Annotated in this window: 19 protein-coding genes and 1 pseudogene; 17 read left to right on the top strand and 3 right to left on the bottom strand. The window is 66.2% G+C overall.

What is annotated here, in order from left to right; genetic code table 11:
• Positions 1 to 35: 35 nt before the first annotated feature.
• Complete coding sequence (locus QMG72_RS11060) at positions 36 to 1,331, bottom strand: GAF domain-containing protein (RefSeq protein ID WP_283480517.1); 1,296 nt, start codon at positions 1,329 to 1,331, stop codon at positions 36 to 38.
• 205 nt (positions 1,332 to 1,536) lie between these two features.
• Between QMG72_RS11060 and QMG72_RS11055 the strand changes: the two genes are divergently transcribed.
• The 12 genes and pseudogenes from QMG72_RS11055 to QMG72_RS11000 all read left to right on the top strand — a co-directional run bounded on the left by QMG72_RS11055 (position 1,537) and on the right by QMG72_RS11000 (position 14,271).
• Positions 1,537 to 3,327: an NAD(P)/FAD-dependent oxidoreductase gene (locus QMG72_RS11055; RefSeq protein ID WP_282360105.1), complete on the top strand. Its 1,791-nt coding sequence runs from the start codon at positions 1,537 to 1,539 to the stop codon at positions 3,325 to 3,327.
• Positions 3,328 to 3,403: 76 nt separating this feature from the next.
• A pseudogene (locus QMG72_RS11050) lies at positions 3,404 to 4,406 on the top strand (2,3-butanediol dehydrogenase).
• Between the two features lie 83 nt (positions 4,407 to 4,489).
• A complete protein-coding gene (locus QMG72_RS11045) occupies positions 4,490 to 5,560 on the top strand; it encodes an alkene reductase (RefSeq protein WP_282360106.1) in 1,071 nt (356 codons plus the stop codon).
• A 278-nt stretch (positions 5,561 to 5,838) separates the two neighbouring features.
• Positions 5,839 to 6,549 (top strand): GntR family transcriptional regulator, encoded by a 711-nt coding sequence (locus QMG72_RS11040; protein WP_226776441.1) that lies wholly within the window; start codon positions 5,839 to 5,841, stop codon positions 6,547 to 6,549.
• 157 nt (positions 6,550 to 6,706) lie between these two features.
• Entirely contained in the window at positions 6,707 to 7,711 is a 1,005-nt protein-coding gene (locus QMG72_RS11035; RefSeq protein ID WP_282360108.1) for a sugar phosphate isomerase/epimerase family protein, read from the top strand.
• A gap of 84 nt (positions 7,712 to 7,795) precedes the next feature.
• Complete coding sequence (locus QMG72_RS11030; protein WP_282360109.1) at positions 7,796 to 9,583, top strand: dihydroxyacetone kinase family protein; 1,788 nt, start codon at positions 7,796 to 7,798, stop codon at positions 9,581 to 9,583.
• Positions 9,580 to 10,062 carry a ribose-5-phosphate isomerase gene (locus tag QMG72_RS11025; RefSeq protein WP_282360110.1) on the top strand — a complete coding sequence of 161 codons (483 nt, stop codon included), beginning with the start codon at positions 9,580 to 9,582 and terminating at the stop codon, positions 10,060 to 10,062. The genes QMG72_RS11030 and QMG72_RS11025 overlap by 4 nt, the downstream gene beginning before the upstream one ends.
• A 2-nt stretch (positions 10,063 to 10,064) precedes the next feature.
• Positions 10,065 to 11,075 carry a 3-hydroxyacyl-CoA dehydrogenase family protein gene (locus tag QMG72_RS11020; RefSeq protein ID WP_283480516.1) on the top strand — a complete coding sequence of 337 codons (1,011 nt, stop codon included), beginning with the start codon at positions 10,065 to 10,067 and terminating at the stop codon, positions 11,073 to 11,075.
• Between the two features lie 40 nt (positions 11,076 to 11,115).
• On the top strand, positions 11,116 to 11,883 hold the full coding sequence (locus QMG72_RS11015) for an SDR family NAD(P)-dependent oxidoreductase (protein ID WP_282360112.1): 768 nt from the start codon (positions 11,116 to 11,118) through the stop codon (positions 11,881 to 11,883).
• A 12-nt stretch (positions 11,884 to 11,895) separates the two neighbouring features.
• Positions 11,896 to 12,021, top strand: coding sequence for a hypothetical protein (locus tag QMG72_RS11010; protein WP_256447068.1), 126 nt, complete (start codon positions 11,896 to 11,898; stop codon positions 12,019 to 12,021).
• 66 nt (positions 12,022 to 12,087) lie between these two features.
• Positions 12,088 to 13,437 carry an MFS transporter gene (locus tag QMG72_RS11005; RefSeq protein WP_282360113.1) on the top strand — a complete coding sequence of 450 codons (1,350 nt, stop codon included), beginning with the start codon at positions 12,088 to 12,090 and terminating at the stop codon, positions 13,435 to 13,437.
• A 39-nt stretch (positions 13,438 to 13,476) separates the two neighbouring features.
• Entirely contained in the window at positions 13,477 to 14,271 is a 795-nt protein-coding gene (locus QMG72_RS11000; protein WP_282360114.1) for a triose-phosphate isomerase family protein, read from the top strand.
• 5 nt (positions 14,272 to 14,276) lie between these two features.
• Here the strand turns inward: QMG72_RS11000 and QMG72_RS10995 are convergent, their stop codons facing one another.
• Positions 14,277 to 17,897, bottom strand: a complete 3,621-nt coding sequence (locus tag QMG72_RS10995; protein ID WP_282360115.1) for a TM0106 family RecB-like putative nuclease — start codon at positions 17,895 to 17,897, stop codon at positions 14,277 to 14,279.
• A 168-nt stretch (positions 17,898 to 18,065) separates the two neighbouring features.
• Here QMG72_RS10995 and QMG72_RS10990 point away from each other — a divergent pair, with 168 nt between their 5' ends.
• From QMG72_RS10990 to QMG72_RS10970, 5 genes are all read left to right on the top strand, one after another.
• Positions 18,066 to 18,686 (top strand): SOUL family heme-binding protein, encoded by a 621-nt coding sequence (locus QMG72_RS10990; RefSeq protein WP_226776450.1) that lies wholly within the window; start codon positions 18,066 to 18,068, stop codon positions 18,684 to 18,686.
• Positions 18,687 to 18,700: 14 nt separating this feature from the next.
• Positions 18,701 to 21,193: a Tex family protein gene (locus QMG72_RS10985; protein WP_283480515.1), complete on the top strand. Its 2,493-nt coding sequence runs from the start codon at positions 18,701 to 18,703 to the stop codon at positions 21,191 to 21,193.
• Between the two features lie 158 nt (positions 21,194 to 21,351).
• Positions 21,352 to 22,746, top strand: a complete 1,395-nt coding sequence (locus tag QMG72_RS10980; RefSeq protein ID WP_226776467.1) for an OFA family MFS transporter — start codon at positions 21,352 to 21,354, stop codon at positions 22,744 to 22,746.
• A 1-nt stretch (position 22,747) separates the two neighbouring features.
• Complete coding sequence (locus QMG72_RS10975) at positions 22,748 to 22,876, top strand: MFS transporter small subunit (protein WP_256447069.1); 129 nt, start codon at positions 22,748 to 22,750, stop codon at positions 22,874 to 22,876.
• Between the two features lie 100 nt (positions 22,877 to 22,976).
• Entirely contained in the window at positions 22,977 to 24,761 is a 1,785-nt protein-coding gene (locus QMG72_RS10970; RefSeq protein WP_283480585.1) for a gamma-glutamyltransferase family protein, read from the top strand.
• Positions 24,762 to 24,790: 29 nt separating this feature from the next.
• On the opposite strand, the gene QMG72_RS10965 is transcribed toward QMG72_RS10970, so the two are convergent.
• Positions 24,791 to 25,972 carry an alpha/beta hydrolase gene (locus QMG72_RS10965; protein WP_283480513.1) on the bottom strand — a complete coding sequence of 394 codons (1,182 nt, stop codon included), beginning with the start codon at positions 25,970 to 25,972 and terminating at the stop codon, positions 24,791 to 24,793.
• Positions 25,973 to 25,984: the final 12 nt, after the last annotated feature.

Here is a 25,984-nt window from a genome sequence, read left to right as displayed (position 1 = left end):
GCTTTCGGCCTGCGCCAGCTTCGCGCCGGCGCAGCCTAAGCCCGCAGTTCCCGGTCGATCCGCTCCATCCGGGCGTTCACCAGCTGGCCGCGAGGATCATCCGGGCCCATAAGCTTCGCTGCGGCGGCCGCGGCGGCCGTATCGACGGAGCCCATATCGCTCAAGCACCACTGCAGCATAAGGCGCGCATCACCACTGGCACGGACGGAGGCGCCAACCGCTTCGTTGAGTTCGTCGCGCAGGAATCCGATGGCGAGGTTAGCTGACCGGTTGAGGAATCTGGCCGGATAGGCCGCAAACGCAGCAGCAACGCGGCCGGCCCGCAAATGGCGGGCAACCCGTGCAGCATCGGAATCTACCGTGACGCCGGCTGCAAAACGGTAAGGATTTGCTTCCACCACATTGCCCAGGAGGCTGCGGATCCGGTGCATCTCGGTCCGGATGGCTGCCGCGGTACCGGCATCGCCGTGAATTTCGTAGGCCAACTCGTCGGCGCTCCAGCCCTGGGTGCGGGATGCCAGCAGCGCCAGGATCTCGGCACGGCGCAGTGTCAGCGGGCGGAGAGTGTCGCCGTCGAGCGCGGCCGAAGGAGCGTCCCCCAGAAGTCGCAGCTTCAGCGCTAACGTACTTCCGGCGTCGCGATCCGGTCCGGCGGGAGGGGTCGCGGACTTCAACAGCTCCTCGGCCAGCCGCACTCCGCACCGCACCAGACGAAGACTGTCCGGCGTGACCGATTCGAATGGACCGGATACATCCAAGACTCCGAGGACGTCCCCAGTCAAAGGGTCACGAATCGGTGATGCCGTGCAGGCCCAGTCGTGATGCGTGCGCACGAGGTGCTCGGCGGAGAAGAGTTGCGCCGGAACCCCCGTTACCAGCGCCTCGCTGATGGCATTGGTGCCCACTCCCGATTCGGACCAGTCGGCGCCCTCGACAAACTCCAAGGAGTCCGCGAGCCGCAAGGCTTGCCTGCTGCCAATCCGCCACAAGACTTCGCCCACATGGTCCGTGACGATCAGCAGATGGCGCCCGGTCGCGGTCTCATCCGCCAGCAGTTGGGACAGCGCCGGCATAACCGCCGCCAACCGGCGGCCGGCACTCAAGGAGCGTGCTTCGGAAACTTCATGCCGGTGAACGGGCCGGTGCTGATCCGGGTTGATGCCCAGCGCGAGCGAACGCTGCCAGGATTTAATCAGCGACGGCGGCAGGCGCGGATCGGGAGCGCCGGAAATGGTTGCCTCGTGTGCCGCCCGGAGCGTCCGGGCGTACTCCTCGGGCGCGGAAAACCTGAGGTCCGCGGAGTTCAGGATCGAGCTGTTGCTTAGCCCCATACTGACCCTCCCAACTCGCCATCGAATCGTTGCACCCGTCCAGGCAAGGCAGGCCACCGGCCGCCGGAGACGGAGGGCAGTAGCTTGGCAGACCTGTGTAACCCGATTGTAACCCCCCGCGAACTGTACTTGTGATGCGGGTCACCGCATGGTCTGGACGTTATGCAAGGGGAACGGCCCGCCGTCAGCAAGGGAAAGAGGAAAGATGCCTGAGACTCCAAACAGCGTGGTTGAGACGTGGCTGGTGCACTTCGATGAGGCGCTGCGGAACCACAACATTGACGCCGTGCTGGAACTATTCGACGACGATTCGTACTGGCGCGATTTCGTCTCGTTCACCTGGAACCTCAAAACCCTCGAGGGCAAAGAGGACATTCGGCGGATGCTCGATGCGACACTGAACGACGTGCAGCCAAGGAACTGGACCCTCGCCGAGGATGCCACCGGCGACGCTGCGAACGCCGAGGCGTGGGTGAACTTCGAGACCGCCCAGGCCCGGGGGTACGCCCACCTGCGGATCCGGAACGGCAAGTGCTGGACCCTGCTGACCACCATGCAGGAGCTCAAGGGCTTTGAGGAGAAAAAGGGAGCCAAACGGGAGAAGGGCGTCGCCCACGAGATCACCAGGGGCCGCAAGTCCTGGCTTGAACTAAAAGAAGAACAGGAAGCCCGGCTCGGCTACCAGGACCAGCCCTACACGGTCATTATCGGCGGCGGCCAGGGCGGAATCGGGCTGGGGGCCCGGCTGCGCAGGCTCGGCGTGCCCACCATCATCATTGAGAAGAACGAGCGCGCGGGTGACTCCTGGCGGAACCGCTACAAGTCCCTCCACCTCCACGACCCGGTCTGGTACGACCACCTGCCCTACATCAAGTTCCCGGACGACTGGCCGGTCTTCGCGGCCAAGGACAAGATCGGCGACTGGCTGGAAAACTACACCCGGATCATGGAGCTGAACTACTGGTCCAAGACCGAATGCACCAACGCACGCTTCGATGAATCCACGAAGGAATGGGTGGTGGAGGTGGTGCGCGACGGCGAACCGGTCACCCTGCGCCCCAAGCAGCTCGTCTTCGCCCTGGGCGTCTCGGGATACCCCAGCGTCCCCGCGTTCGACGGCGCCGAGTCCTTCCTGGGGGAGCAGTACCACTCCTCCAAGCACCCGGGCGGCGGAGACTGGACCGGAAAGAAGGCCGTGGTCATCGGCTCCAACAATTCGGCCCACGACATCTGCGCCGACCTCTGGGAACACGGCGCGGACGTCACCATGGTGCAGCGTTCCTCCACGCACATCGCCCGCAGCGAATCGCTCATGGACCTCGCCCTTGGCGGTTTGTACTCCGAAAAGGCACTGGCCAACGGCGTCACCACGGAGAAGGCCGATCTGCTCTTTGCCTCGTTGCCTTACCGGATCCTCCCCGAAGCGCAGATCCCGGTCTACGCGGAGATGGCCGAGCGCGACGCGGAGTTCTACGCTCAGCTGGAGGCCGCAGGCTTCGACCTCGACTTCGGCGTCGACGGCTCCGGACTTTTCCTGAAATACCTGCGCCGCGGCTCCGGTTACTACATCGACGTCGGCGCCTCACAACTGATCATCGACGGCCGGGTCAAGCTGGCCAACGGTGAGGTCGGGAAGATCACCGGGAACGCCGTCGTAATGGCCAACGGCACCGAGCTGGAAGCCGACGCCATCATTTACGCCACCGGATACGGCTCCATGAACGGATGGCTCGCCGACCTGGTCTCACCCGAGGTGGCCGACGCCGTCGGCAAGTGCTGGGGATTCGGCTCGGATACGCCCAAGGACCCCGGCCCGTGGGAGGGCGAGCTGCGCAATATGTGGAAGCCCACCAACGTCGAGAACCTCTGGATCCACGGTGGCAACCTGCACCAAAGCCGCCATTATTCCAACTACCTGGCCCTTCAGCTCAAGGCCAGGATGGAGGGGCTGCCGACGCCGGTCTTCGAGCGTCAGCCCACGCATCACACACGCTGACCCGGACACGCCGTGACATTCACAGCCCCGGGAACCACACTGGGGTGACGGCCTCCTGCTGTGACAATCCAACGACATGCCGTGGATGCGCCCCGGAGCGGTGAAGATCGCCGTCGCCTGGTGCGGGATCTGCGGGACTGACCTGCATGAATTCCTGGAAGGGCCGATCTTCACCCCGCCGCCCGGCCACCCCCACCCGATTTCCCACGAGGAAGCCCCGGTCACCCTGGGGCACGAATTTTCCGGCACCATCGAGGAACTGGGGGAGGGTGTGACCGGGCTCGCCGTCGGAGACAGCGTGGTGGTGGAACCATATATCGTCTGCAACGAATGCGGCCCGTGCCTCAGCGGCCACTACAACCTGTGCACCAAACTCGGCTTCATCGGCTTGGCGGGCGGCGGCGGGGGCCTGAGTGAGAAGGTCGTCGTCGACACCCGGTGGGTCCACCCGGTCGGCGACATCCCGCTGGACGAAGCCGCCCTCATCGAACCCCTCGCGGTGGCCTATCACGCCGTCGGCAGGGGCGACGTCAAGGCCGGGGACGTCGCCGTCGTCGGCGGTGCGGGCCCGATTGGCCTGCTGACCGCAGCGGTCCTCAAGGGCCTGGGCGTCACAACGATCGTCACCGAGCTGTCGGCGGCCCGGAAGGAAAAAAGCGATGTCCTCGGGAGTCGCGGACCATGTGCTGGACCCGAGCTCGGATGACGTCAAGGCGCGGGTGCTGGAACTGACGGCCGGTGCGGGGCCGGACGCAGCCTTTGAATGTGCCGGCGTGAATGCCGTGCTGGACACCATGCTCGACGTCGTGAAGCCGGCCGGCGTCGTTGTCAACGTCTCGATTTGGGGGCATCCGGCCACCGTCGATATGCAGAAGCTCGTCCTGAAGGAAATCGACTTGCGCGGCACCATCGCCTACTGCGGGGATCATGAGGCTGCGATCAAGCTTGTCCAGGACGGAAAAGTCGATCTGAAACCCTTCATCACGGGTCGAATCGCCCTGGATGATCTGGTGGACCAAGGCTTTGACACGCTGATCAATCACAACGACACTGCGGTGAAGATCATCGTCCACCCTTAGTGATCCGAGTCTCAGCCGGAATAGTTGCAGGCGCTGTGCAGTTGCCGCCTACAGACCCCAACGTCTTGTGAAAGGAACTGCGCATGCTGTTTTCCCCAATGACCCTCGGTGAGCTCGAACTGCCCAACCGGCTCGTGATGGCTCCGCTGACACGTGTCCGATCCGGCAAGGAAGGCATCCCCGGGCCGCTGGTTGTCGAGCACTACCGGCAGCGGGCTTCGCTCGGCCTGATCGTCAGCGAGGGAACCTACCCGAGCCGCGCCGGCCAGGGATTCCCGGGCCAACCCGGCCTGGTGACAGACGAGCAGCTTGAGGGCTGGGCCAACGTTACCTCGGCAGTGCACGCCGAGGGCGGCAGGATCTTCGCCCAGGTGATGCATGCCGGCCGGGTCACCCACGAGGCAACCAACGGCGGTCACCAGGTGGTTGCGCCCAGCAGCATCGCGATCGACGGCGAGACCCGCACCTATGACGGCAAGAAGGCATATCCGGTGCCGCACGCGCTGACTGCCGCCGAGCTGCCGGGCATCGTCGAGGAGTTTGTGACCGCGTCCCGCAAGGCCATTGCCGCAGGGTTCGACGGCGTGGAACTGCACTCCGCCAATGGCTACCTGCTGCACGAATTCCTGGCACCGTCCGCCAACCAGCGCGACGACGTCTACGGCGGTTCCCCGGCGAACCGGGCGCGCTTTGTGATTGAAGTGACCCGGGCCGTGGTGGACGCCGTGGGTGCCGACCGGGTTGGCATTCGCATCTCACCCGAGCACAATGTGCAGGGCGCGGTGGAGCTTGACGCCGCCGATATCAAGGCAACGTACGGCCACCTCGTGGATGCATTGGCCCCGCTGAAGCTCGCCTACCTCAGTGTGCTGCACCAGGACCCCACCGGCGAGTTGGTGCAGGACCTGCGCACCCGGTTCGGCGGCACGTTCCTGCTGAACACGGGCTTCGGTGTTATCACCACCCGGGAGGAAGCCACCGCGCTGGTCGCTGACGGCCACGCTGACGCCGTCGTCGTCGGACGCCCCGCCATTGCCAACCCGGACCTGGTCCGCCGCTGGCAGGAAGGGCTCCCGGTCAACGAACCGGACCAGTCCACCTTCTACGGCGAGGGCGCCAAGGGCTACACGGACTACCCGGCGTACCAGAACTAGGCCCCGGGCCGCAGCACCCCCCGGAATACCTCCCGCGGGTGGACATGTCCCTCCTCGATCACTGTGACCGATGGACATGTCCCTCCGCGATCACCAACAGTGGGCAGAATGCCATTCTGCCCACTGTTGGTGTTTAAGAATGGGCATGTGCCACCGGATTGGGCTCCAAGAATGGGCATGTCCCGTCGGCCCTTGGAAGCAGGGATGGGCATGTCCGGTGTGGGTCCGGGCGCAGCGCCCATGCCTATCCGAACGGCGCAGTCCTATAGGATTTGACCATGCAACCAGCTTCATCCGGGAACCTGTCTCAGGGCCGACCCGCAGGCCGACCCGTTAGCCGACAGGTCCTTGCAGACCACGTCTACGAGGAACTCCTGGCGTCCCTGATGGACGGCCGGATGGAACCGGGGGCCGTGGTGAGCATCGACGGTACCGCACGGGAACTGGACGTGTCCCCCACTCCGGTCCGCGAAGCGCTGGCCCGGCTCGAACACACCGGCATGGTGCGCCGGGTGGCGCTGAAGGGCTATCGTGTGGCGCCGGTGTTTACCCAAGAGGACTTCGCGGAACTGATGGAGGCAAGGCTGGCCATTGAGCCGGTCAATGCCCGGCTCGCCTGCGCCAGGCTGACGCCGGAGCATCTCGCCGAGCTGGGCCGAGCCGTCGCTGATCTCAGGTCCGCGCCGCGGGGACCGTCGTTTGCCGAATACCGCGACTATCTGGAGGCGGACGAGAGGTTTCATCGGCTGATAGCGGAGTTCACCGGTAACCAGTTTATGGTCGCCGCCTATGCGGCGCTTGGCGGGCAGGTCCAGCGTTTCCGCCTCTTCGGGGGAGTGGGCATCACCGACGCGGAGTACGCCATCGCCGAACACGAGTCCGTCCTGGACGCCCTAGCAACCGGGGACCCGGACCGGGCCGCGGCAGCCATGTCCGACCACGTGTACAGGGTACGTGGCCGGGCCATCGCGGACGCGCCCGCCGGCTGAGCCGGCCCCCAAGGGAACCTCACAACTGACCCCTTCACAGGCAGGGATTGTCCCTATAGGATCTTTGATTGTTGCCAGCAATCATGGATGTGACCTTGACAACATTCATTTGATAGTAAATCCTATAGGAAACAGGATTACACGAAGGAGTGAACCCATGGCCTATACAGCCGAAAACTGGCCCATCACGGCAGCGTTGCTGCAGTTCCCTGGCGTTGACGCCGCGGGAACCCCGATCAACGACGCTGAGGCAACGGCGTGGGCCGCGGTACTGCAGGAAGTCAAGGACGCTGGTTTCACCAACGCGGACCTCACCGACAGCTGGGTCCGCCCCGGCGACCTGAGCCCCACCCGCCTCGCCGAGTTCAAGCAGACCGCCGACAACGTCGGCATCGGCATTCCCGTCATCTCCGCCATCCGCCGCAGTGTCATCGAGGAGCGGAACTGGGAAGCGAACCTGGCCTACAGCCACCGAACCATCGACGCTGCCGCCGAGCTTGGCTGCGAGGTGGTCTCGTTTGGACTCCACCAGGCGCTCACCGCCGAACAGCAGAAACAACTGTGGTTCTGGACAGTCGAAGGGCACAAGGACCCGGTGGGCGACAAAGAGACCTGGGCCAAAGCCGTCACCCGCCTGCGTGAACTGGGCCGGCACGCCGCCGACGCGGGCCTCCTGCTCTCGCTTGAAATGTATGAAGACACCTACCTGGGCACCGCAGACTCATCGGTGCAGCTGGTGCAGGACATCGGACTGGATAACGTCGGCCTCAACCCGGACCTCGGCAACCTGATCCGCGTGCACCGCCCGATCGAGGACTGGCGGGAGATGGTTGCCAAAACACTCCCGTACTCCAACTACTGGCACATGAAGAACTACATCCGCGACGAAAACCTCGCCCGCGACATGTACGTCGCGATGCCGGCGCCGATGGAAAGTGGCCTGATCAACTACCGGGAGGCCTTCCGGATCGCCCTCTCGGTCGGCTTCCAAGGCATCCTGTGCACCGAGCACTACGGCGGCGACGGCCTCAGTGTGACGGCCAGCAACCAGGACTACCTCCGCGGCCGCATCTTGCCCAAGACCGCCGGCTATCCGCTCGGCCGCAGCCAGGTGGCCCAGGGCCGCCAGCAGCCGGCCGCTGCGGAACTCGCCGGCGTTTAGGCCAGTTCCCGACGGCGGCCCGCTGACTTCCGCTGCTCCTGCTCCACTTCGGAATTACCTCCACCACGGATTCAAAGAGGAACCATGACCCAGATCTTCGACAACCCCGCGGACTTCGCGGATGAGGCGTTGGACGGCTTTGTGGCAGCCAACCGAGGCTACGTAGCCCGTGTGGACGGCGGCGTCGTCCGGTCCACCGAGGTACCCGCCGGACAGGTCGCACTGGTGGTTGGCGGCGGCTCCGGCCACTATCCCGCCTTCGCCGGACTCGTCGGCCCCGGACTTGCCACCGCGTCGGCCTGCGGCAACATGTTCGCTTCCCCGGCAGCCGGCCAGGTCTACCGGGTCGCGAAGGCCGCCAACGCCGGCGGTGGCGTGCTGCTGAGCTACGGCAACTACGCCGGGGACGTGCTGCACTTCGGCCAGGCGCAACTCCGCCTCAACGCCGAAGGTATCGAAACGCGCACCGTCTTGGTCACGGACGACATTGCGAGCGCTCCGCTCGAGCAGATCGAGAAGCGCCGCGGAATCGCAGGTGACCTGACCGTCTTCAAGGTCGCCGGCGCCGCCGCCGAGGCCGGACTGACGCTGGACGACGTCGAAGGGCTGGCCATCCGGACGAATTACCGGACCCGTTCCCTCGGTGTCGCGTTCGAGGGCTGCACGCTTCCCGGCGCCAGCGAACCGCTCTTCCACGTACCCGCCGGGCAGATGTCCCTGGGCCTGGGCATCCATGGTGAACCGGGAATCTCCGAACACCCTATGCCCACGGCCTCGGAACTCGCCGAACTGCTCGTCTCCAGGTTGCTCGCCGACAAGCCGCACGACGCCGGTGACCGCGTGGTGGCGATCATCAACGGCCTCGGCACCGTCAAGTATGACGAACTGTTCTTGCTCTTCGGGAAAATCGAAAAGCTCCTCGTCGCGGCCGGTCTCACAGTTGTGGAACCGGAATGCGGTGAACTTGTTACCAGCCTGGACATGTCAGGGCTTTCCCTGACCCTGCTCTGGCTTGATGACGAACTCGAACGGTACTGGGGAGCACCGGCGGACACGCCGGCGTTCCGCAAGGGAAACCTGGGTCCGCGCCGCCCGCGCCAGCAGGCGCTGGTCGAAACGGAAGCGGCAGCCGACGTCGAACACCCCACCGCGGCAGCGGCGGGCCTCGGGCTGCGGGCTGCGGCAATCCTGGGCCAGGTGCGCGACGTCGTCGTCGAGCATGAAGACGAATTGGGCCGCCTGGACGCCATCGCCGGCGACGGGGACCACGGCATCGGGATGCGGCGCGGCGTCGACGCAGCTGTCACGGCGGCCGAGCAGGCGGTGGCCCTCGACGGCGGCGCCTCGGCTGCCCGGGTCCTCACCGCGGCGGGGGAGGCCTGGAGCGAGCGCGCCGGCGGCACCTCCGGCGCGCTCTGGGGTTCCGCCGTCATTGCCGCCGGACTTGCGCTGGGAAACCGGGAGGACTATTCGGGAGCAGATGCCGCCGCCGCCGTCACCGCTTTTGCGGACGCCATCACCGAACTCGGCAAAGCAGAACCGGGAGACAAGACCATGGTGGACGCGTTGCTGCCGTTCAAAGACACATTTGTCACCGCGTTCGACGGCGGTGCGTCCGTCGCTGGGGCGCTCGCCGGCGCCGCCGCCGCAGCGCAGACCGCTGCCGAGGATACCGCCAAGCTCCGTCCGCTGAAGGGCCGCGCCCGGCCGCTTGCGGAGAAAAGCCTCGGGCACGCGGACCCCGGAGCCATTTCCTTCGCCCTTATTACGGCGCGGATTTCAGCGCACCTGAACACCGAATACCCTGACACCGCAGAGATCGATTTCGCGTCCGTCAAACCCGGACCGGCACAGCAAGGAGCACAGGCATGAGCACAGCAACAGGCTGGCGCGTTGTCATCGGCAACGATGAAGCCGGCGTCGAATACAAGATGGCGTTGAAGGCGCTGCTCGAGGCGGATCCCCGCGTCGCCACCGTCCACGACGTCGGCGTCGGCGCCGACGACACCACCGCCTACCCGCATGTCGCCGTCGCTGCCGCCCGAAAAGTCGCCGACGGCGAAGCCGACCGGGCGCTGCTGATCTGCGGCACGGGACTCGGCGTCGCCATCTCGGCCAACAAGGTTCCCGGCATCCGTGCCGTCACTGCACACGACAGCTACTCCGTGGAACGGTCCGTGCTCAGCAACAACGCCCAGGTGCTCACCCTCGGGCAGCGCGTCATCGGCCTGGAGCTGGCTAAGAAGCTCGTGGGCGAATGGCTCAGCCACCGTTTTGATGAAAATTCTTCCTCCGCCGCCAAGGTGGACGCCATCTGCTCCTACGAGCCCGACTACACGAAAGCAGTCTGACCATGACCGACAACCTCAGCAGCGAGGCTGCACAGTCCATCGATGCGGCGGGTGCACTTAACGCCGCCCGCAAGATCGCCGTCGTCGGCTCCGGCTACATGGGTGGTGGGATCGCGCAGGTATTGGCCCTTGGCGGTGCCCGCGTAGCGCTGGCCGATGTGTCCGCCGAGGTGGCGCAAAAGAACTACGACCGGCTGCTGGCCGAATCCGATGAGTTTGTCGCCGCGGGGCTTTTCCCGGCCGGTTCCACCGAGATCCTGAAGCAGAACCTCTGGGCCGCCAAGGACATCGAGGAGGCCGTCGCCGACGCCGACTTCATCGAAGAAGCCGTCCCGGAAGTCATCGCGATCAAGCACCAGACCCTGGCTCGCATCAGCGCCGCGGCCCGTCCGGACGCGGTCATCGGCTCCAACACCTCCACCATCTCCATCGCGGAACTCTCCGAACCGGTCACCAACCCGGGCCGGTTCCTGGGGGTACATTTCTCCAACCCGTCACCGTTCATCCCGGGCGTGGAAATCATTCCGCACGCCGGGACGACCGCGGCCACCATCGGCGCCGTCCGCGACCTTGTCCACGCGGCCGGCAAGCAGACCGCCGTCGTCAAGGACGTCACCGGATTTGTGCTCAACCGCCTGCAGTATGCGTTGTTCCACGAGGCCGCCCAGCTGGTGGAGCAGGAGATCGCGACGGCCGAGGACATCGATACCCTGGTCCGCACCACCTTCGGCTTCCGGTTGCCGTTCTTTGGGCCGTTCGCCATTGCCGACATGGCAGGGCTGGACGTCTACAACTTCTGCTACAAGTCGCTGCAAAGCGAATTCCCGGAACGCTTTGCGACGCCGAAGATCCTCAGCGAGCTGGTCGACGCCGGAAAGCTGGGCACCAAGACCGGTGCCGGTTTCCTCAACGTCCCCGCCGAGCGTACTCCCGAGCTCATCGCCTACCGGAACAAGGCCTATGTGGCGATGCAGAAGCTCATCGACGATCTCGGCCCCGCGCCCATCAACTAGCACTGCCACTTCCACTTTTTATCCGTTCAGGAGCAGCTTTATGAGCACTTTCCCCGCAGCACGCACAGTCATCATCACTGGCGCCGTTTCGGAGCGTGGTATCGGCCGTGCCACCGCCAACTACCTGGCCGCGCAGGGCTGGAACGTCGGCATCATCGACCTCGACGACGCCCGGTGCAAGGCCGCGGCCAAGGAACTCGCGGCCGAGTACGGCGTCAGGGCTTTCGGTGCCGGCGCCAACGTCGGCGACGAGGCCTCCGTCCGTGCAGCCATCGACGCGATCGAAGCCGAACTGCCGCAGATCGTGGCCCTCGCCAACGTGGCCGGCGTCAGCTCCCCGGTCCCGTACCTGGAACTCGACGCGGCCGAGTGGGACCGGGTCCTCGGCATCAACCTCAACGGCGTCCACTACGCCACCCGCCGGGTCGCCGAGTCCATGGTCAAGAACCGGATCGGCCGCATCGTCAACATCTCCTCAGTCTCCGCCCAGCGCGGCGGCGGCACCTACTCCAAAACCCCGTACTCCGTGGCCAAGGCCGGCGTGATTGGGCTGACCCGTGCCACCGCCCGCGAACTCGGTGAATACGACATCACCGTCAACGCGATCTCGCCGGGCCCCATCGATACCGACATTATGGGCGGGACCCTGAGCCAGGAACGCAAGGACGAGATGACCAAAGACCTCGTCGTGAACCGGGTGGGCTCCACCCGGGACATCGCGGCCGCCATCGCCTTCCTCATCAGCGAGGACGCCGGCTACATCTCCGGCCAGACGCTGAATGTGGATGGCGGACTCTACATGCACTAAGGAAGAAGCACCGTGGCACAACCGAGTAAGACCGCAACCTCCGGATTCGCGTCGTGGAGCAGGGGACGGAAGATCTATCTCGCCGTCGGGATCCTGGCCTGCCTGGCCGGGGTCATGATCATCGCCTTGTCCCGCTAGAGAACATCGTTTTGACCGCTCCACCCACCTGATTCACTCAACTAATCTGCTCGACGAGGAGTTTTGATGTCCGTTGTATCAACGTCCACCAGGGACCTTCTGGAGACCCCGGTCCTAAAATCGGCGATCTCCAAGGCGTCCCGCCGACTTATGCCCATGCTGGTCATCCTGTACGTGGTGGCCTTCCTAGACCGCACCAACGTGGGCTTCGCCGAAGCCGCCCTGGGCGTGGACAAGGGCATCACTGCCGGCGCCTATGCCCTCGGTGCCGGGATCTTCTTCATCGGCTACGCCCTGTTCGAAATCCCGAGCAACCTGCTCCTGACGAAGTTCGGCGCCAAGATCTGGCTGGCCCGCATCGCCATCACCTGGGGCATCGTCTCGGCGTGCTTCGCGTTCGTCCAGGGCGAGACGTCGTTCATCATCCTGCGCTTCCTGTTGGGTGTCACCGAAGCCGGCCTGTTCCCGGGCGTCATCATGTTCCTCGCCGCGTGGTTCCCCAACAAGGTCCGCGTCAAGATGTTCGCCATCTTCTACCTGGCCCAGCCGTTCTCCCAGATGCTGGGCGCGCCGCTCTCCGGCTGGCTGATCAACATCGGCGACCAGGTTCCCGGTGTCCAGGGCTGGCAGGTGATGTTCTTCAGCGAGGGCATGCTGGCAGTTCTCGCCGGCGTTGCAGCGTTCTTCTTCCTGATCAACAGCCCCCAGGACGCCAAGTTCCTGACCAAGGAAGAGAAGAGCGCACTCCTGGAGGTCATGGCACTGGAGGACACCGTCAAGGAAGAGTCCGGCCCGCGCGGCGTGCTCGCCGCCATGAAGAACGGCAAGGTCTGGTACTTCACCGTCATCTACTTCTGCCTCCAGATCGCCGTCTACGGTGTAACGTTCTATCTCCCGCAGCAGGTAGCCCAGCTCACCGGCCAGAAGGTTGGCCTTGCTGTCGGTCTGCTGGCCGCGATCCCGTGGTTCTTCGGTATCTTCGCCTGCTACTTCATCGGCAAGGCCGCCAACACGGTGGTCCGCCGCCGGGTCTGGGGCACCGGGCTGTTCATCTCCACCGGGCTGTGCATCTTCGGTTCCGCGTGGGCCGGCGCGAACCACATGCCTGCCCTCGGCATCATCTTCATCACGCTGGCCGTGTGCAGCTTCCTTTCGATCGGCCCGATCGCCTGGTCCTACCCGACGGCGTTCCTGACCGGTACCGCCGCGGCTGCCGGTATTGGCCTGATCAACTCGCTGGGCAACCTCGGCGGATTTGTGGCACCGATCCTGCGGACCACTGTCAACCAGGCCACCGCCTCGGACACCGGGACCATGGGCGTCTACGCCCTCGGTGTGTTGCCCTTCCTGGCCGCGGCAATGATGTTCGCCACCAAGCGGTTCAAGAACAAAGCGGACGAACTGCTGGAGAAGTAAACCAAGCCGTTCCGCCCGATCCAGCAGAAAGCACCAACAATGCAGCAGCGCAGCGCCCTCCAATTCACCGCCGGCAGCATCCTGGTGGGTGTCAGCTCCAAGATGTACCTGGGATACCGGGACAGCCTGGACTGGCTGGAACGGCTGCGGCATGTTGTGGACACCCGCCCGGCTCTCGCAGCCGGGCGGGTTGTCCCGTTTGTTATCCCCTCGTTCCCGGTGCTGCCGGCCGCGGCCACGCTGCTTGCCGGTTCGCCGCTGCTGCTCGGCGCGCAGAACTGCGGGTGGGCCGACGGGCCATGGACCGGGGAGGTTGCCCCGTCCATGCTGGCCGAGCTGGGCGTCGGGTTGGTGGAGATCGGCCACGCCGAGCGCCGGCGCCACTTCGGAGAAGACGACGCGATGGTGGCGCGCAAGATCCGGGCCGCGGATGACGCCGGGCTCACGGCGCTGCTGTGCGTCGGAGAGGCCGACGCCGGCAATGCTGAGAGCGCCGCGGACGTTGTGTACCGCCAGATCCGGTCCGCCGTCGACGGCGACTGGGATCTTGCCTCGCGGCTCGTCATCGCGTACGAGCCCGTCTGGGCCATCGGTGCGCCGGAACCAGCCGCTGCCGGGTACGTGTCCGACGTCGTAGCGCGGCTCCGGAACAACCTTGCCGCCTCGGGACGGGCCGACTTGCCCATCATTTATGGCGGCTCAGCCAAGCCCGGACTCCTGCCGGCACTGGACGGCGTTTCCGGCCTCTTCCTGGGCCGGTTCGCGCACAATCCGGTGAACTTCGGCACGGTGCTCGATGAGGCGCTCCTGCTGGCCGGGTCGGTTCACTCCTAGCCGGACTAGCTACCGGCCGCGACAGAGCGTTGGCACAGCCCGATGAACCCGCCCAGCTGCTCGAGGCCTTCGGGGTGCAGGGGCAGGTAGTTGGTGAGCTCAGGCGAACGGACCAGCACCGCGCGCCACTGGCCCCGGGACACCGCCACGTTAATCCGGTTGCGGGAGAGCAGGAATTCCATGCCGCGCGGGGCCTCGGCCACCGCCGAACACGCCATGGACACAATCACTACGGCGGCTTCCTGGCCCTGGAATTTATCTACGGTTCCCACCCGGACGCCAGCCAGGGACGCGTCCTCCAAGGCCTCCCGAACCACGTTGACCTGGGCGTTGTACGCAGCCACCACCAGAATGTCCGCACCTGCCAGCGGCCGGGTGCCGTCCTCCGCATGCCAGCTCAGCCCCACATGGCGGCGTACCTGCCTGACAACTTCGGCGGCTTCCTCGACCGAGGACGTGGTGTTGCCGCTGTGCTCCACCAGCACCGTCTCGATCCCGGACGGAACTCCCTCGAGCCGGCGGAGGTCCGCGGCCGGGGCCGAGCGCAGCTTGCCGTCATACGAGAGTTCGGAGACGGCCCGGCACAGCTGCGAGGTCATCCGCCACGAGTCGGCCAGGAAGTAACCAAGCCCCGGCGGCAGCGTGGCATGGCCGGCCGAAACCCAGCCCAGCGCTGAGTCGTTCACGGGTTCGGGGTGGCTGCCCTGGCTGACCTGCGGCAACTGCTGGGGATCGCCAAGCAAGAGCAGGCGGCTGCTCGCCTGCGCCACGGCAAGGGTGTTGGCCAACGAGAATTGGCCGGCCTCGTCAATGACCAGCAGGTCCAGGGATCCGGCCGGAACGTTAGCGCCAGTTATCGTCCAGGCAGTCCCGCCGATCAGGGCGCCGCCCGGGGAAGCGAGCAGCCGCGCAACATCCTGCGCCGACCGTTGATCCCACGGGAGCGGTTCCTGGTGTTTGACGTCTTTGGCCACGCAGGCAGGATCGACGCCGGCCTTAGCCACAGCTGTTGTGAGCAGGTTCTCCACCACCGCATGGGACTGACCGACGACACCGACTTTCCAGCCGCTGGCTACCAGCCGGGCGATGACATGGGACCCCACGTGGGTCTTGCCCGTCCCCGGCGGTCCCTGGACCGCGACATAGGAATGGTCCAGGGACCTAACAGCCTCGGTGATCGCGTTAATAAAACGGTCCGGCCCCTCACCCGGCGCAGGCAGCGGCGCCCCGGAAACCAGCCGCGGCGGAACCCGGCGGACAAGATCCAGCGCCGGGTGACGCGGGAAACCAGGCGGCGCGGCTGTTAATCCGGCGGCGACGTCGCCGGAAAGGGTGGCCAAGGCCTCCTCAAGGCTTTTGGTCTGGATGGGCTGGTCTTCGGTCAGCGCCACGGGCACCTGACCGTAAGGTTCGATGCCACGGCGGAGCTTGTCGCGGATGATGACAGTATCCCGGCCGTCCTCGTGGCCGAGCTCCAGGACCTCCGTTCCGAACCACCCGTTGCGACCGCTCCCGTTTATCCCCGTCCCCTCGAGCCCGGCCGGGAGCGGCGGTTCGTACATCCGGAACCAGGTGCTGCCTGCACGAAGATCGGAGCCAGGGCTAAGAGTGCCGATCAGCTTTACCCTCCGCTCCGGGAGCTTGGCACCTTCCTTGCGCCACTCCGTCAACACTTCAGCGTCCTCGACGAGGAAGACGTTGCGGTCCTGCTGGTGGTGGCTGTCGGGGCCGTTCTCGCAGCGGTCGAAGTGCGCCCACCAGAAGGCCTTCCGCTCGCGGCGGTGGTAGCTGACCGCCGCCGCCAGCATCGCAACGGCCCTCCGGTCGTTCCCGGACAGCCCGACGCCGGCCTCCGCCAGCCCGGCAAGCCTCACTTCCAGTTCATCGAGGTCAGCGGTTCCCGGTGCGGCGTCGGTGCCGGAGCCGGCGGTGGGGGGAGCAGCAGGGGAAGCCCCGCCGGCACCGTCCGGCCCGATGCCGCGCTCCCGTGCCAGGTCCAGGAGCCAATCACGGAGCGCCAGGGTGGAGAGGCAGTCGTACTCGTTATAGTCGGAGATCCCGGCGAGGATTGAGGCAGCCTCCCCGGCCCGGCCGTCGTCGCGTGCATCGCAGTAGTGGGCGTAGGCAACCACGGAGGCGCCGGCGTCCTTGACGTCCCCGGACCGCAGGTTCGTCCCCATATAGAGCGGCTCAAGTTTCTTGATGCTGTATGAATTCTCGGAGATTCGGATGCTGGTCCTGACCGTCTGGTACAGGTCCACCAGGAGTCCTTCGCGCAGCCACCGGTCGACGGTGTCCTCGCCGGCGACGTGCAGTACGGAGAGCTTCCGGAGGGCAGTCTTCTCGTAAGCGGCGTAGTGGTAGACGTGCATATCCGGATACTCCTGCCGGCGCTGCTGGACATAGTCGAGGAAGTCGAGGAACGCCTGCTTCTCTGCCTCCCGGCTGTGCGCCCAGAACGGCCGGAACACCCCTGCCAAGCCGGGCCCTGCCGGGGCCTCGACGACGCCGAACAGGTACTCCAGTCCCCAGACCCCGGTGGCGCTCTCCTGCCACAGCGGATCGCCTTCGAAGTCGAAGAAAATATCACCGGCGCTGGGAGGTGGCAGCTCCGCCAGGGAGTTCTCCGGGACCACCCGGTAGCTGAGGGCGTGTTCCGTTCCGTCCTTGACGTACCGGACTCCGCCGTCGGCAGCGCCAACCCCGCTCTGCATCCGGGCCTGGTCCTGCAGCCGCAGCAGGGCTGCGTTCGCTCCGGGAAGGTCAGCCTGGGCGAGTGCCCTGACCGTGAAGATCTTCCGGGCGTGCAGGGCTTTGCGCTGCGCCGAAGTCATCCGCGCCACCAGCAGCAAATCGTCTGTGGCTGCGGCCTGCTCCTGGCAGTAGTCGCAGCGGCCACAGGCGCTAAGCCCGGCCGCACCCCAGCGCACTTTCTGCGGCTGCGCCAGATGGGCGGCGGTCAACGCCACGAAACGGTCCCGGCGCTCGCGGAAGACCGGCAGGATCTCGGCCAGCTTGTGGTTGGTGCGGACGTAGTCGAAGCCACCACCCGGGAGCGGTACGGTGGCACCGAGAATCAGGGTCACGGCGGGGTCCGGTGTGATCCCGGCCTTCAGCAGCTGATCACCGTAGGCGGCCAGCTGGAGCAGCGCGGTCACCTTGGCATGGCGGGCCAGTTTGGTGTCGAACACCGCGTAGCTGCCGTCGGCCTGGCGGACCAGGAAGTCGGAGCGGCCATGGAACTGGCCGTCAAAGAAGGCGGCCTGGAACACCACGTCTGACCCCGAGCGCAGGGCTTCAAGGGATTCGTGGTGTTTGGACAGCAGCGTCGTGCGGTCCATGGCTTGGGCAGGCGCGACGTCGTACACCCCCCGCCCGGTGGCGGGATTCCAAGGACCGAACTCCTCGACAAAGCCTGCGAGGACCTTGAGTTCGTGGCGGTCACCGAGCACTGCCGCATGCTGGAGCATCTCGTCAGCTTCGAACCCGGCTTTGGGGGCACGGCCCAGCTTCTCGTCAAGCTTGCGCAGCACCTGATACTCACAACCGGCTGCCGTGACGAGGTCGCTCGCGGAAAAAACCAGGTCCGGTGCGGAACCCGGCACGTCCGGTTCAAGAAAAAACACTGTGCCCCCGATAACTGACGCGCTGCTGGTTCTAAGGCTGGGCCTGCGGGCGTCAGCGCCGACCGCCCTTCTGGTCCTCAAGCTATCAAAGCCCGCCGACATTCCGGCGGGCACCAGGGCTGGAACGCACTGGTTCCTGTCGTCGGTCGGGCGTATGGTCTGAAGACCATGACGGAACAGCAGCCTTTCGAACTTGTCCAGCGTTACCCGCATTTCGAGTTGCGGCACTATCCGACGCACGTGGTGGCCGAAGTCCGGGTCAACGCAAGCTTCGACCGGGCAGGCAACGCGGCCTTCCGATACCTCTTCAACTACATCAGCGGCAACAACGCTGCCCGGCAGTCGGTAGCCATGACCGCCCCGGTTGTGCAGGGCTTCGGCCCGTCCCAGAAACTGGCGATGACCGCCCCGGTGCTCCAAAGCGGGTCCCTGACCAGCGCAGACGGTGCGGCAGAGTTTGTGGTGGCCTTTGTCCTGCCGGCGGGAATGACAGCTGAAACTGCCCCGGTACCGTCAGATCCGAAGGTCAGGATCCGGACCGTGCCCGGGTCCTTCGTGGCCGCGAAGGTGTTCTCCGGCGGCGGCTCGAAGGGCGCTTTCGAGCAACGGAACCTGGAACTGCAGGCAGCCCTGACGAATGCAGGCCTACGCGCCGTGGGCTTGCCCCGGTTTGCCCGTTTTGATCCGCCGTTTAAGCCCTGGTTCCTCCGCCACAACGAGGTCCTCCAGGACGCCGAGCATCCGCGTGCCGGTGCCGGTGGGGAGACGCCCGGGGAAACGCCGGGGTAAGGCAAAATGGCAGGGTGACCAACCTCCCGCAGCGCCCGTCCCCGTCCGCCACCAGCAAGGCTCCGCACACGCAGGAGTCCGGCATTGCCGCGCAGATCGCCGCAGAGCTCGGTGTGCAGGCTTGGCAGGTCAAAGCCGCAGTGGACCTGCTCGACGCAGGGTCCACAGTGCCCTTCATTGCCCGCTACCGCAAGGAAGCCACCGGGACGCTCGATGACACCGCGCTGCGTGGACTGGAGGAGCGGCTGCGATACCTGCGCGAGTTGGAGGAGCGTCGCGGCACCATTCTCGAGGCTATCGCGGCGCAGGGGGCATTGACGCCGCAACTGCAGGCCGCCGTCGCCGGGGCCGATACGAAGTCGCGGCTGGAAGACATCTACCTCCCGTTTAAGACCAAGCGGCGCACCAAGGCACAGATCGCCCGCGAGGCCGGGCTTCAGCCGCTCGCCGAGGCGCTGCTGAAGCGGCCGGAGCTGGATCCTGAACGGGAAGCGGGCCGCTACCTCAACGCCGAGCACTCCATCGGGGACGCCGCGGCGGCGCTCGCGGGGGCCCGATCCATCCTGGTGGAACGTGTCGCGCAGGACGCGGACCTGGCAGCTGCGTTGCGCGAACGGCTCTGGACCCAGGGCCGGATGGTGTCCCGCGTGAAAAAGGGCAAGGACGCCGAGGGCCAGAAGTTCAAGGACTACTTCGAATTCTCCCAGCAGCCCGCCGGGATGCCCTCGCACCGCGTCCTGGCGCTGTTGCGCGGCGAAAAGGACGGCGTGCTGGAGCTGGATCTCGCCGAGGCTGAACCGAACGACGACGCCGCCCTCACCGCCGCCCGCAGCAGGTACGAAGCCGCCGTCGCCCGCTTCCTCGGGGTCGCCGACCGCGGCCGGCCGGCAGACGCCTGGCTGCTGCAGACCGCCCAGTTGGCATGGCGCTCGCGGGTACTGGCCCGACTCACCGCTGACCTGCGAAGCCGGATGTTCGCTGCCGCCGAGGATGAGGCAGTACGGGTCTTCGCCGCCAACCTGCGCGATGTGCTGCTCGCTGCGCCGGCCGGGAACCGCGCCACCCTGGGCCTGGACCCGGGACTGCGGACCGGGGTGAAAGTCGCGGTGGTGGACGGCACCGGTAAGGTGGTTGCCACGGACACCGTCTACCCGCACGCGCCGGCCCGGAAATGGGACGAGGCGCTCCGGACGCTGGTAAACCTCGCGCAAAAGCACGGCGTCGAACTCGTCGCCATTGGCAACGGCACGGCGTCGCGGGAAACGGACAAACTCGCCGCGGAGCTGCTCAAACAGCTCACAACGGGCACGGAAAGTGCCAACCGAAGCGGCAAACCGCAAAAAATCGTGGTCTCCGAGGCCGGTGCGTCCGTCTATTCGGCCTCGGCGCTGGCTGCCGCTGAGCTGCCGGGGATGGACGTATCCCTGCGCGGTGCCGTGTCCATCGCACGGCGGCTGCAGGATCCGCTCGCGGAACTCGTAAAGATTGAGCCTAAGTCGATCGGCGTCGGGCAGTACCAGCACGATGTCACCGCAGCCAAGCTGGATCGTAGCCTCGACGCCGTTGTCGAAGACTGCGTCAATGCAGTCGGCGTCGATGTCAACACCGCGTCCCCGGCGCTGCTGAGCCGAGTGGCCGGCGTCGGTCCGCTGCTGAGTGAGAATATTGTGGCCTACCGGAATGAACATGGACCGTTCGGCAAGCGCAGCGAGCTGAAGAAGGTGCCACGGCTCGGCGCCAAGGCCTTCGAACAGTGCGCGGGTTTCCTGCGGATCAGCGGGGGAGCGGAGCCGCTGGATGCCTCCAGCGTGCACCCGGAGGCCTACCCGGTGGCGCGGAAGATCAAGGCTGCGGCGGGCAAAGAGCTGGCCGCCGGAAGCTACACAGCGCTGAATCCGGCGGACTTCGTTGACGGTTCCTTTGGTCTGCCCACGGTTCAGGACATCATCGCCGAACTCGAGAAGCCTGGCCGTGACCCGCGTCCGGCCTTTGCCGCGGCGACGTTCTCGGAGGGTATCGAGAAGATCTCGGACCTCAGGCCGGGGATGGTGCTGGAAGGGACCGTGACCAATGTGGCGGCCTTTGGTGCGTTCGTCGACGTCGGGGTCCACCAAGACGGCCTGGTGCACGTCTCGGCGCTGGCCAACCGGTTCGTCTCCGATCCCCGCGAGGTGGTCAAATCCGGCCAGGTGGTGCGGGTCAAAGTGCTGGAGGCCGATCCGGAACGGAAACGGATTTCGCTGACCCTGCGGCTCGACGACGAACCGGCAGCTCGTCCGGACCGACCAGCGGCTCAAGGAGCCCAAGCGGGCCGAGCGTCCCAACCGTTCGCTGCCCGGCGGCCCTCCGGCGCTCCGGTGCCCGGCCGCCAGTCTTCAGCCGGGCAGCCGCCGCGCCCGGTGCCGGCAAAAACATCCCCGGCAAAAACATCTCAAGCCAAAGCGGTTCCCGCACCGGCCAACACCGCTATGGCCGAGGCGCTGCGGAAGGCGGGACTCGGGAAGTAGTTTTACCGTTCGTCGAGGATTTCCTACCGTTCGGCGCACGAACCGTACGTTTACTGATGATCTGCACCATGATTGCCGGAGGCAACGGCTCATCTTGGGGTCTTTCGCCTCTAAAATCGCTGGACACCGAGGTCTTCGACGAGCAAAGGGAACACATTATGGGCTGGCTGGACCGTGAACAAACGATTGCCCCGCCGGGATTCAATCGATGGCTGGTGCCACCGGCCGCGCTGGCCGTGCACCTGTGCATCGGGCAGGCGTACGCCACGAGCGTTTACAAGACAGCGCTGGTCAAGCACTTCGGCGCCAGCCTGACCGAGATCGGCGTGATCTTCTCCATCGCGATTGTGATGCTGGGACTTTCGGCCGCCATCATGGGGACCTGGGTGGACAAAAACGGTCCGCGCAAGGCGATGTTCACCTCGGCCGTGTTCTGGGCCAGCGGTTTTGTCGTCGGTTCGCTGGGTATCTTCAGCGGCCAACTGTGGCTGGTCTACCTCGGTTACGGTTTCATCGGCGGCATTGGCCTGGGGATCGGCTACATCTCCCCGGTTTCCACGCTGATCAAGTGGTTCCCGGACCGCCCGGGCCTCGCGACCGGTATGGCCATTATGGGCTTTGGCGGCGGTGCCCTGATCGCCAGCCCGGTCTCCACCGCGCTGCTGAAGATGTATGACCCCAACTCCGGCGCCAAGGGCTGGGTGGCCAGCGGCGACTCCGTCGGCAAGCTTTTCCTGACCCTCGCTGTTGTGTATTTGGCCTACATGATGTTCGGCGCATTCACCATCAAGGTCCCGGCCGAGGGGTGGCGACCGGCCGGCTTTGACCCGAGCAAGGTCAAGGCGGCCAAGCTGATCACTACTGACAATGTCTCCGCAGTGAACGCTGTGAAGACCCGCCAGTTCTGGCTCGTGTGGGTGGCCCTCTTCTGCAACGTCACGGCCGGAATCGGCATCCTGGAGCAGGCAGCGCCGATGATCCAGGACTTCTTCCGCCAGTCCGACGGTGTGTCCCTGGTCAGTGCCGCAGTCGCCTCCGGCTTCGTCGGGCTGCTCTCGATCGGCAACATGTCCGGCCGCTTCGCCTGGTCAGCCACCTCGGATACGACCGGGCGCAAGCGCATCTACATGGTGTTCCTCGGCATCGGCGCCGTGCTTTATACGGTACTGGCGCTAGCCGGTTCCACCACGACCTTCCTCTACGTGGCGCTCGCCTTCGTAATCATCTCCTTCTACGGCGGCGGCTTCGCGACCGCCCCGGCGTATTTGCGGGATCTCTTCGGCACCTTCCAGGTTGGCGCTATCCACGGCAGGCTCCTTACGGCCTGGTCCGCGGCCGGCATCGCCGGGCCGTTGATCGTGAACGCCTTCCTTGACGCCCAGGGCAAACCCGGCCAGCTGACCGCCGGGTCCTACCAGCCCGCGCTGCTGACCATGGTGGGGCTGCTGATCATCGGCTTTGTGGCCAACCTGCTGGTCAAACCGGTCGATGCCCGGTTCCACGAACCCCGCCCGGACCAGGTCCGTAACGACGAACCCGCCATGGAGGCTTGAAATGAGTACCGCACAGACATCAGTGAACAAGTCCACCGGGAAGATGGTCATCGCCTGGGCGCTGGTCGGTGCCCCGCTGGCCTACGGCATCTATGAGACCCTCACCCGCGTGGCGGCGCTGTTTGGCTGACGCTGCCGGCGGACCCGTGACCCGGCAAGGCGGCTCCGCTGCCGGGTTCACGGGACCGGATGCGTTCACCACCCGGCCCACACTGCAGGGCACCTTCGGGATGAGCGCCTCCACGCATTGGCTTGCGACGGCGGCCGCCCAGGCCGTGCTGGAACGCGGCGGGAACGCGTTCGACGCCGCGACGGCCGGAGCGTTTGTGCTGCACGTAGTCGAGCCGCACCTGAACGGTCCCGGCGGCGACATGACCGCCATCTTCGCCACCGCGGCGGAACCGGGCATACCGGTAGTCCTGATGGGTCAGGGTCCGGCGCCCGCGCGGGCCACCGTGGATCACTACCGCGCGGAAGGCCTTGATTTGGTGCCGGGCTCGGGTGCCCTCGCCGCCGCGGTGCCCGCCGCCGTTGACGCGTGGCTGCTGCTGTTGCGTGATCACGGGACCTGGGAACTCGGCGAGGTGCTGGAGTTCGCCATCGGCTATGCCCGCGACGGGCATCCGATGCTGGGCCGGGTAGGGACAACGATCGCTGCCGTGGCGGAGCTTTTCCGTACGCATTGGCCCACCTCGGCCGAGCTGTGGATGCCCGGCGGACGGATCCCGGCCGAGGGTGAGCTGGTTCGGAACCCCGCCTATGCCCGAACCCTGCAGCGGCTCGTCGACGCCGGGGCAACCCCTCCGGCCGGGATACCGGACGAGTCCCCGGCAAGTCGCTCCCGTGTGGCCAGGATCGACGCCGCCCGACGTGAATGGCGCGGAGGCTTCGCAGCAGACGCCATGGTGAAGTCCGCCCGGACGCCGCACCGGCACTCCTCCGGCAAAGACCATCGCGGAATCCTAGCGTTGGAAGATCTCGCCGGGTTCGAGGCCGGCTACGAACCGGCCGCCACCGTGGAGTTCCGGGGGCACACAATCGCCAAGACAGGGCCGTGGGGGCAGGGCCCGGCGCTACTTCAGGCACTTGCCATTCTCGAGGGGTTCGCTGACCGGTACCTGGATCCATCCACCGAGCTCGGAGCGCATACCATCCTGGAGGCCCAGAAGCTGGCGCTCGCAGACCGGGAAGCCTACTACGGTGACACTGACGTGCCGCTGGAGTATCTGTTGTCGGCCGAGTACTGCGCAGGCCGCCGGGCGCTCATCGGCGAGCGGGCCTCGCACCAGCTCAGGCCGGGGTCGGTGCCCGGGCGGGTGCCGTATGTGCCCGTACTGCGCACCGGCTATCCAACGCCGGCGATCGCGGGGGCACGTGCTGCGGGATTCGGGGTGGGAGAGCCGACCGTGGCGCCGAGCGGCGAGACCCGCGGCGATACCTGCCATATCGACGTCGTGGACCGCTGGGGCAACATGGTCTCTGCCACACCCTCGGGAGGATGGCTGCAGTCCTCGCCCGCTATCCCGGAGCTGGGCTTCTGCCTCGGCACCCGGCTCCAGATGACCTGGCTCGAACCGGGCACACCCTCCACGCTGACGCCGGGCAAGCGGCCCCGGACCACGCTGACGCCGACCCTCGTGCTTCGGGACGGGAGGGCAGTGACTGCCTTGGGGTCGCCGGGCGGTGACCAACAGGATCAATGGCAGCTACCGTATCTGCTCCGGACGATTGTTGGCGGTTACACACCGCAGCAGGCCATCGATGCGCCCACCTTCCATACGACGTCGATGCCCGGTTCGTTCTGGCCGCGCACCTGGGAGCCAGGCGGCGCCGTCGTTGAGGACCGGCTGGGAGAGGACGTTATAGCCGGACTTGAACGCCGGGGTCACGTCGTCACCCGAGCTGGCGGCTGGACGCTGGGACGGCTCTCCGCGGTCATTCGTGACCCCTCGACCGGCGTCCTGCAGGCCGCAGCCAATCCCCGCGGTGCGCAAGGGTACGCCGCCGGGCGCTAGCGGACATGATTGGCCCTGGCCGGAGTCCGTCAGCCCCGCAGCCGGTTCATAAAGCCGACGGACTCGGCGGTGATCTGCTGCTGGGCCTGTTCCCTTGTGATGGCCGGCTGGCCATCACCCGGCTGCTCACCATAGTCTCCGAAGAAAGCATGAACTCCGCCCTCGACAGTCGCGTAAGTAGACGTCGGCGGGAGCAGGGACTTGGACTCCGCGACCTTCTCCGGAGTGGTCAGGCGGTCATTCGATCCGGAAATGGACAGCACGGCAAGGCCGGTGGACTCCGCCAGGCTGGCTGCGGGGAACGAAGCGAAGAGTAGAAGTCCGGCGACATCCCCGTTCGATTTCGCGAAGCCGGCTGCGCTCACTCCGCCGAGGGAATGTCCGCCGACGGCCCAGGCTGTGATGTCCGGGTGCCGGTCCATCACTCCGCGGGCCTGGCTGGTGTCCAGCAGGGCGATGCCCAGGGGTACCTTCAAGATGACGACCAGGTGGCCGGCGTTTACGAGCGGGCCCAGGATGTCCCGGTACGCGTGCGCGTCAACGCGTGCGCCGGGATAAAAGATCAGCCCCGCGCTGGGTTTTCCTTCCGGCGTGAGGGTGATGGAGGTGGCGTCCTCGGCGGTGGTTCCCTTGGTTTGGCCATCGTCTCGGCTGGGCTGGTAGGGGAACGGGCTGAGCCAGACCAACCCCGCAACAAGACCCAGCGCCGCGATCCGGACCGCAACTCCGCGGGCCAGCTGCCAGCTTGAGGCAGTGGGCAGTTGTTGGCGGTTATTTGCGGCGGTCCTCTGGTTGTTCGGGTCCGGCCGGCTGATCGGCGTCGAGCGCTGGAACAGGGGACCGGGATGGAAAAGTGGCGAACGTCTGAGGAGGACAAGCATCCACAGGATGCCCAGGCCGACGGCAACCAGCAGCAGGATCGGCAACGCCGGGTGGCCGGCGAGGACGGCGCTGTTGCCCAACAAGATCGAGATCGGGACCGCAAGCAGCGCGACCGCAGCAAAAGCGCCGCTCCAGTACAGGACTGCCGATCGGAGGCTGTTCGGCTTCCGGTTTTGGGGCCGGGGCTGTGCGGGCTGGGGCGGTGTAGCCGGCACGCCCGGGGCAAGCCCGGTGCGGGCTAAGGACTCGGCCCCGCCGGCTGTCGCGGGGTCATCGGGCGGAGCTGCCGCCGCTGGGCTGCCGGGGTCATCCGGCGTTATGTCCTTCACCGTTCCAGGATA

It is taken from the genome of Pseudarthrobacter sp. PH31-O2, assembly GCF_030063265.1.
Taxonomy (GTDB): domain Bacteria; phylum Actinomycetota; class Actinomycetes; order Actinomycetales; family Micrococcaceae; genus Arthrobacter.
This window is presented reverse-complemented; position numbering and strand designations above follow the sequence as displayed.

Coding starts and splice junctions, on each gene's coding strand:
- QMG72_RS11020 (WP_283480516.1), top strand. CDS start 10,065: ATGACCGACAACCTCAGCAGCGAGGCTGCACAGTCCATCGATGCGGCG.
- QMG72_RS11035 (WP_282360108.1), top strand. CDS start 6,707: ATGGCCTATACAGCCGAAAACTGGCCCATCACGGCAGCGTTGCTGCAG.
- QMG72_RS10980 (WP_226776467.1), top strand. CDS start 21,352: ATGGGCTGGCTGGACCGTGAACAAACGATTGCCCCGCCGGGATTCAAT.
- QMG72_RS10990 (WP_226776450.1), top strand. CDS start 18,066: ATGACGGAACAGCAGCCTTTCGAACTTGTCCAGCGTTACCCGCATTTC.
- QMG72_RS11025 (WP_282360110.1), top strand. CDS start 9,580: ATGAGCACAGCAACAGGCTGGCGCGTTGTCATCGGCAACGATGAAGCC.
- QMG72_RS10975 (WP_256447069.1), top strand. CDS start 22,748: ATGAGTACCGCACAGACATCAGTGAACAAGTCCACCGGGAAGATGGTC.
- QMG72_RS11060 (WP_283480517.1), bottom strand. CDS start 1,331: ATGGGGCTAAGCAACAGCTCGATCCTGAACTCCGCGGACCTCAGGTTT.
- QMG72_RS11045 (WP_282360106.1), top strand. CDS start 4,490: ATGCTGTTTTCCCCAATGACCCTCGGTGAGCTCGAACTGCCCAACCGG.
- QMG72_RS10970 (WP_283480585.1), top strand. CDS start 22,977: ATGAGCGCCTCCACGCATTGGCTTGCGACGGCGGCCGCCCAGGCCGTG.
- QMG72_RS11040 (WP_226776441.1), top strand. CDS start 5,839: ATGCAACCAGCTTCATCCGGGAACCTGTCTCAGGGCCGACCCGCAGGC.
- QMG72_RS11055 (WP_282360105.1), top strand. CDS start 1,537: ATGCCTGAGACTCCAAACAGCGTGGTTGAGACGTGGCTGGTGCACTTC.
- QMG72_RS11030 (WP_282360109.1), top strand. CDS start 7,796: ATGACCCAGATCTTCGACAACCCCGCGGACTTCGCGGATGAGGCGTTG.
- QMG72_RS11000 (WP_282360114.1), top strand. CDS start 13,477: ATGCAGCAGCGCAGCGCCCTCCAATTCACCGCCGGCAGCATCCTGGTG.
- QMG72_RS11005 (WP_282360113.1), top strand. CDS start 12,088: ATGTCCGTTGTATCAACGTCCACCAGGGACCTTCTGGAGACCCCGGTC.
- QMG72_RS11015 (WP_282360112.1), top strand. CDS start 11,116: ATGAGCACTTTCCCCGCAGCACGCACAGTCATCATCACTGGCGCCGTT.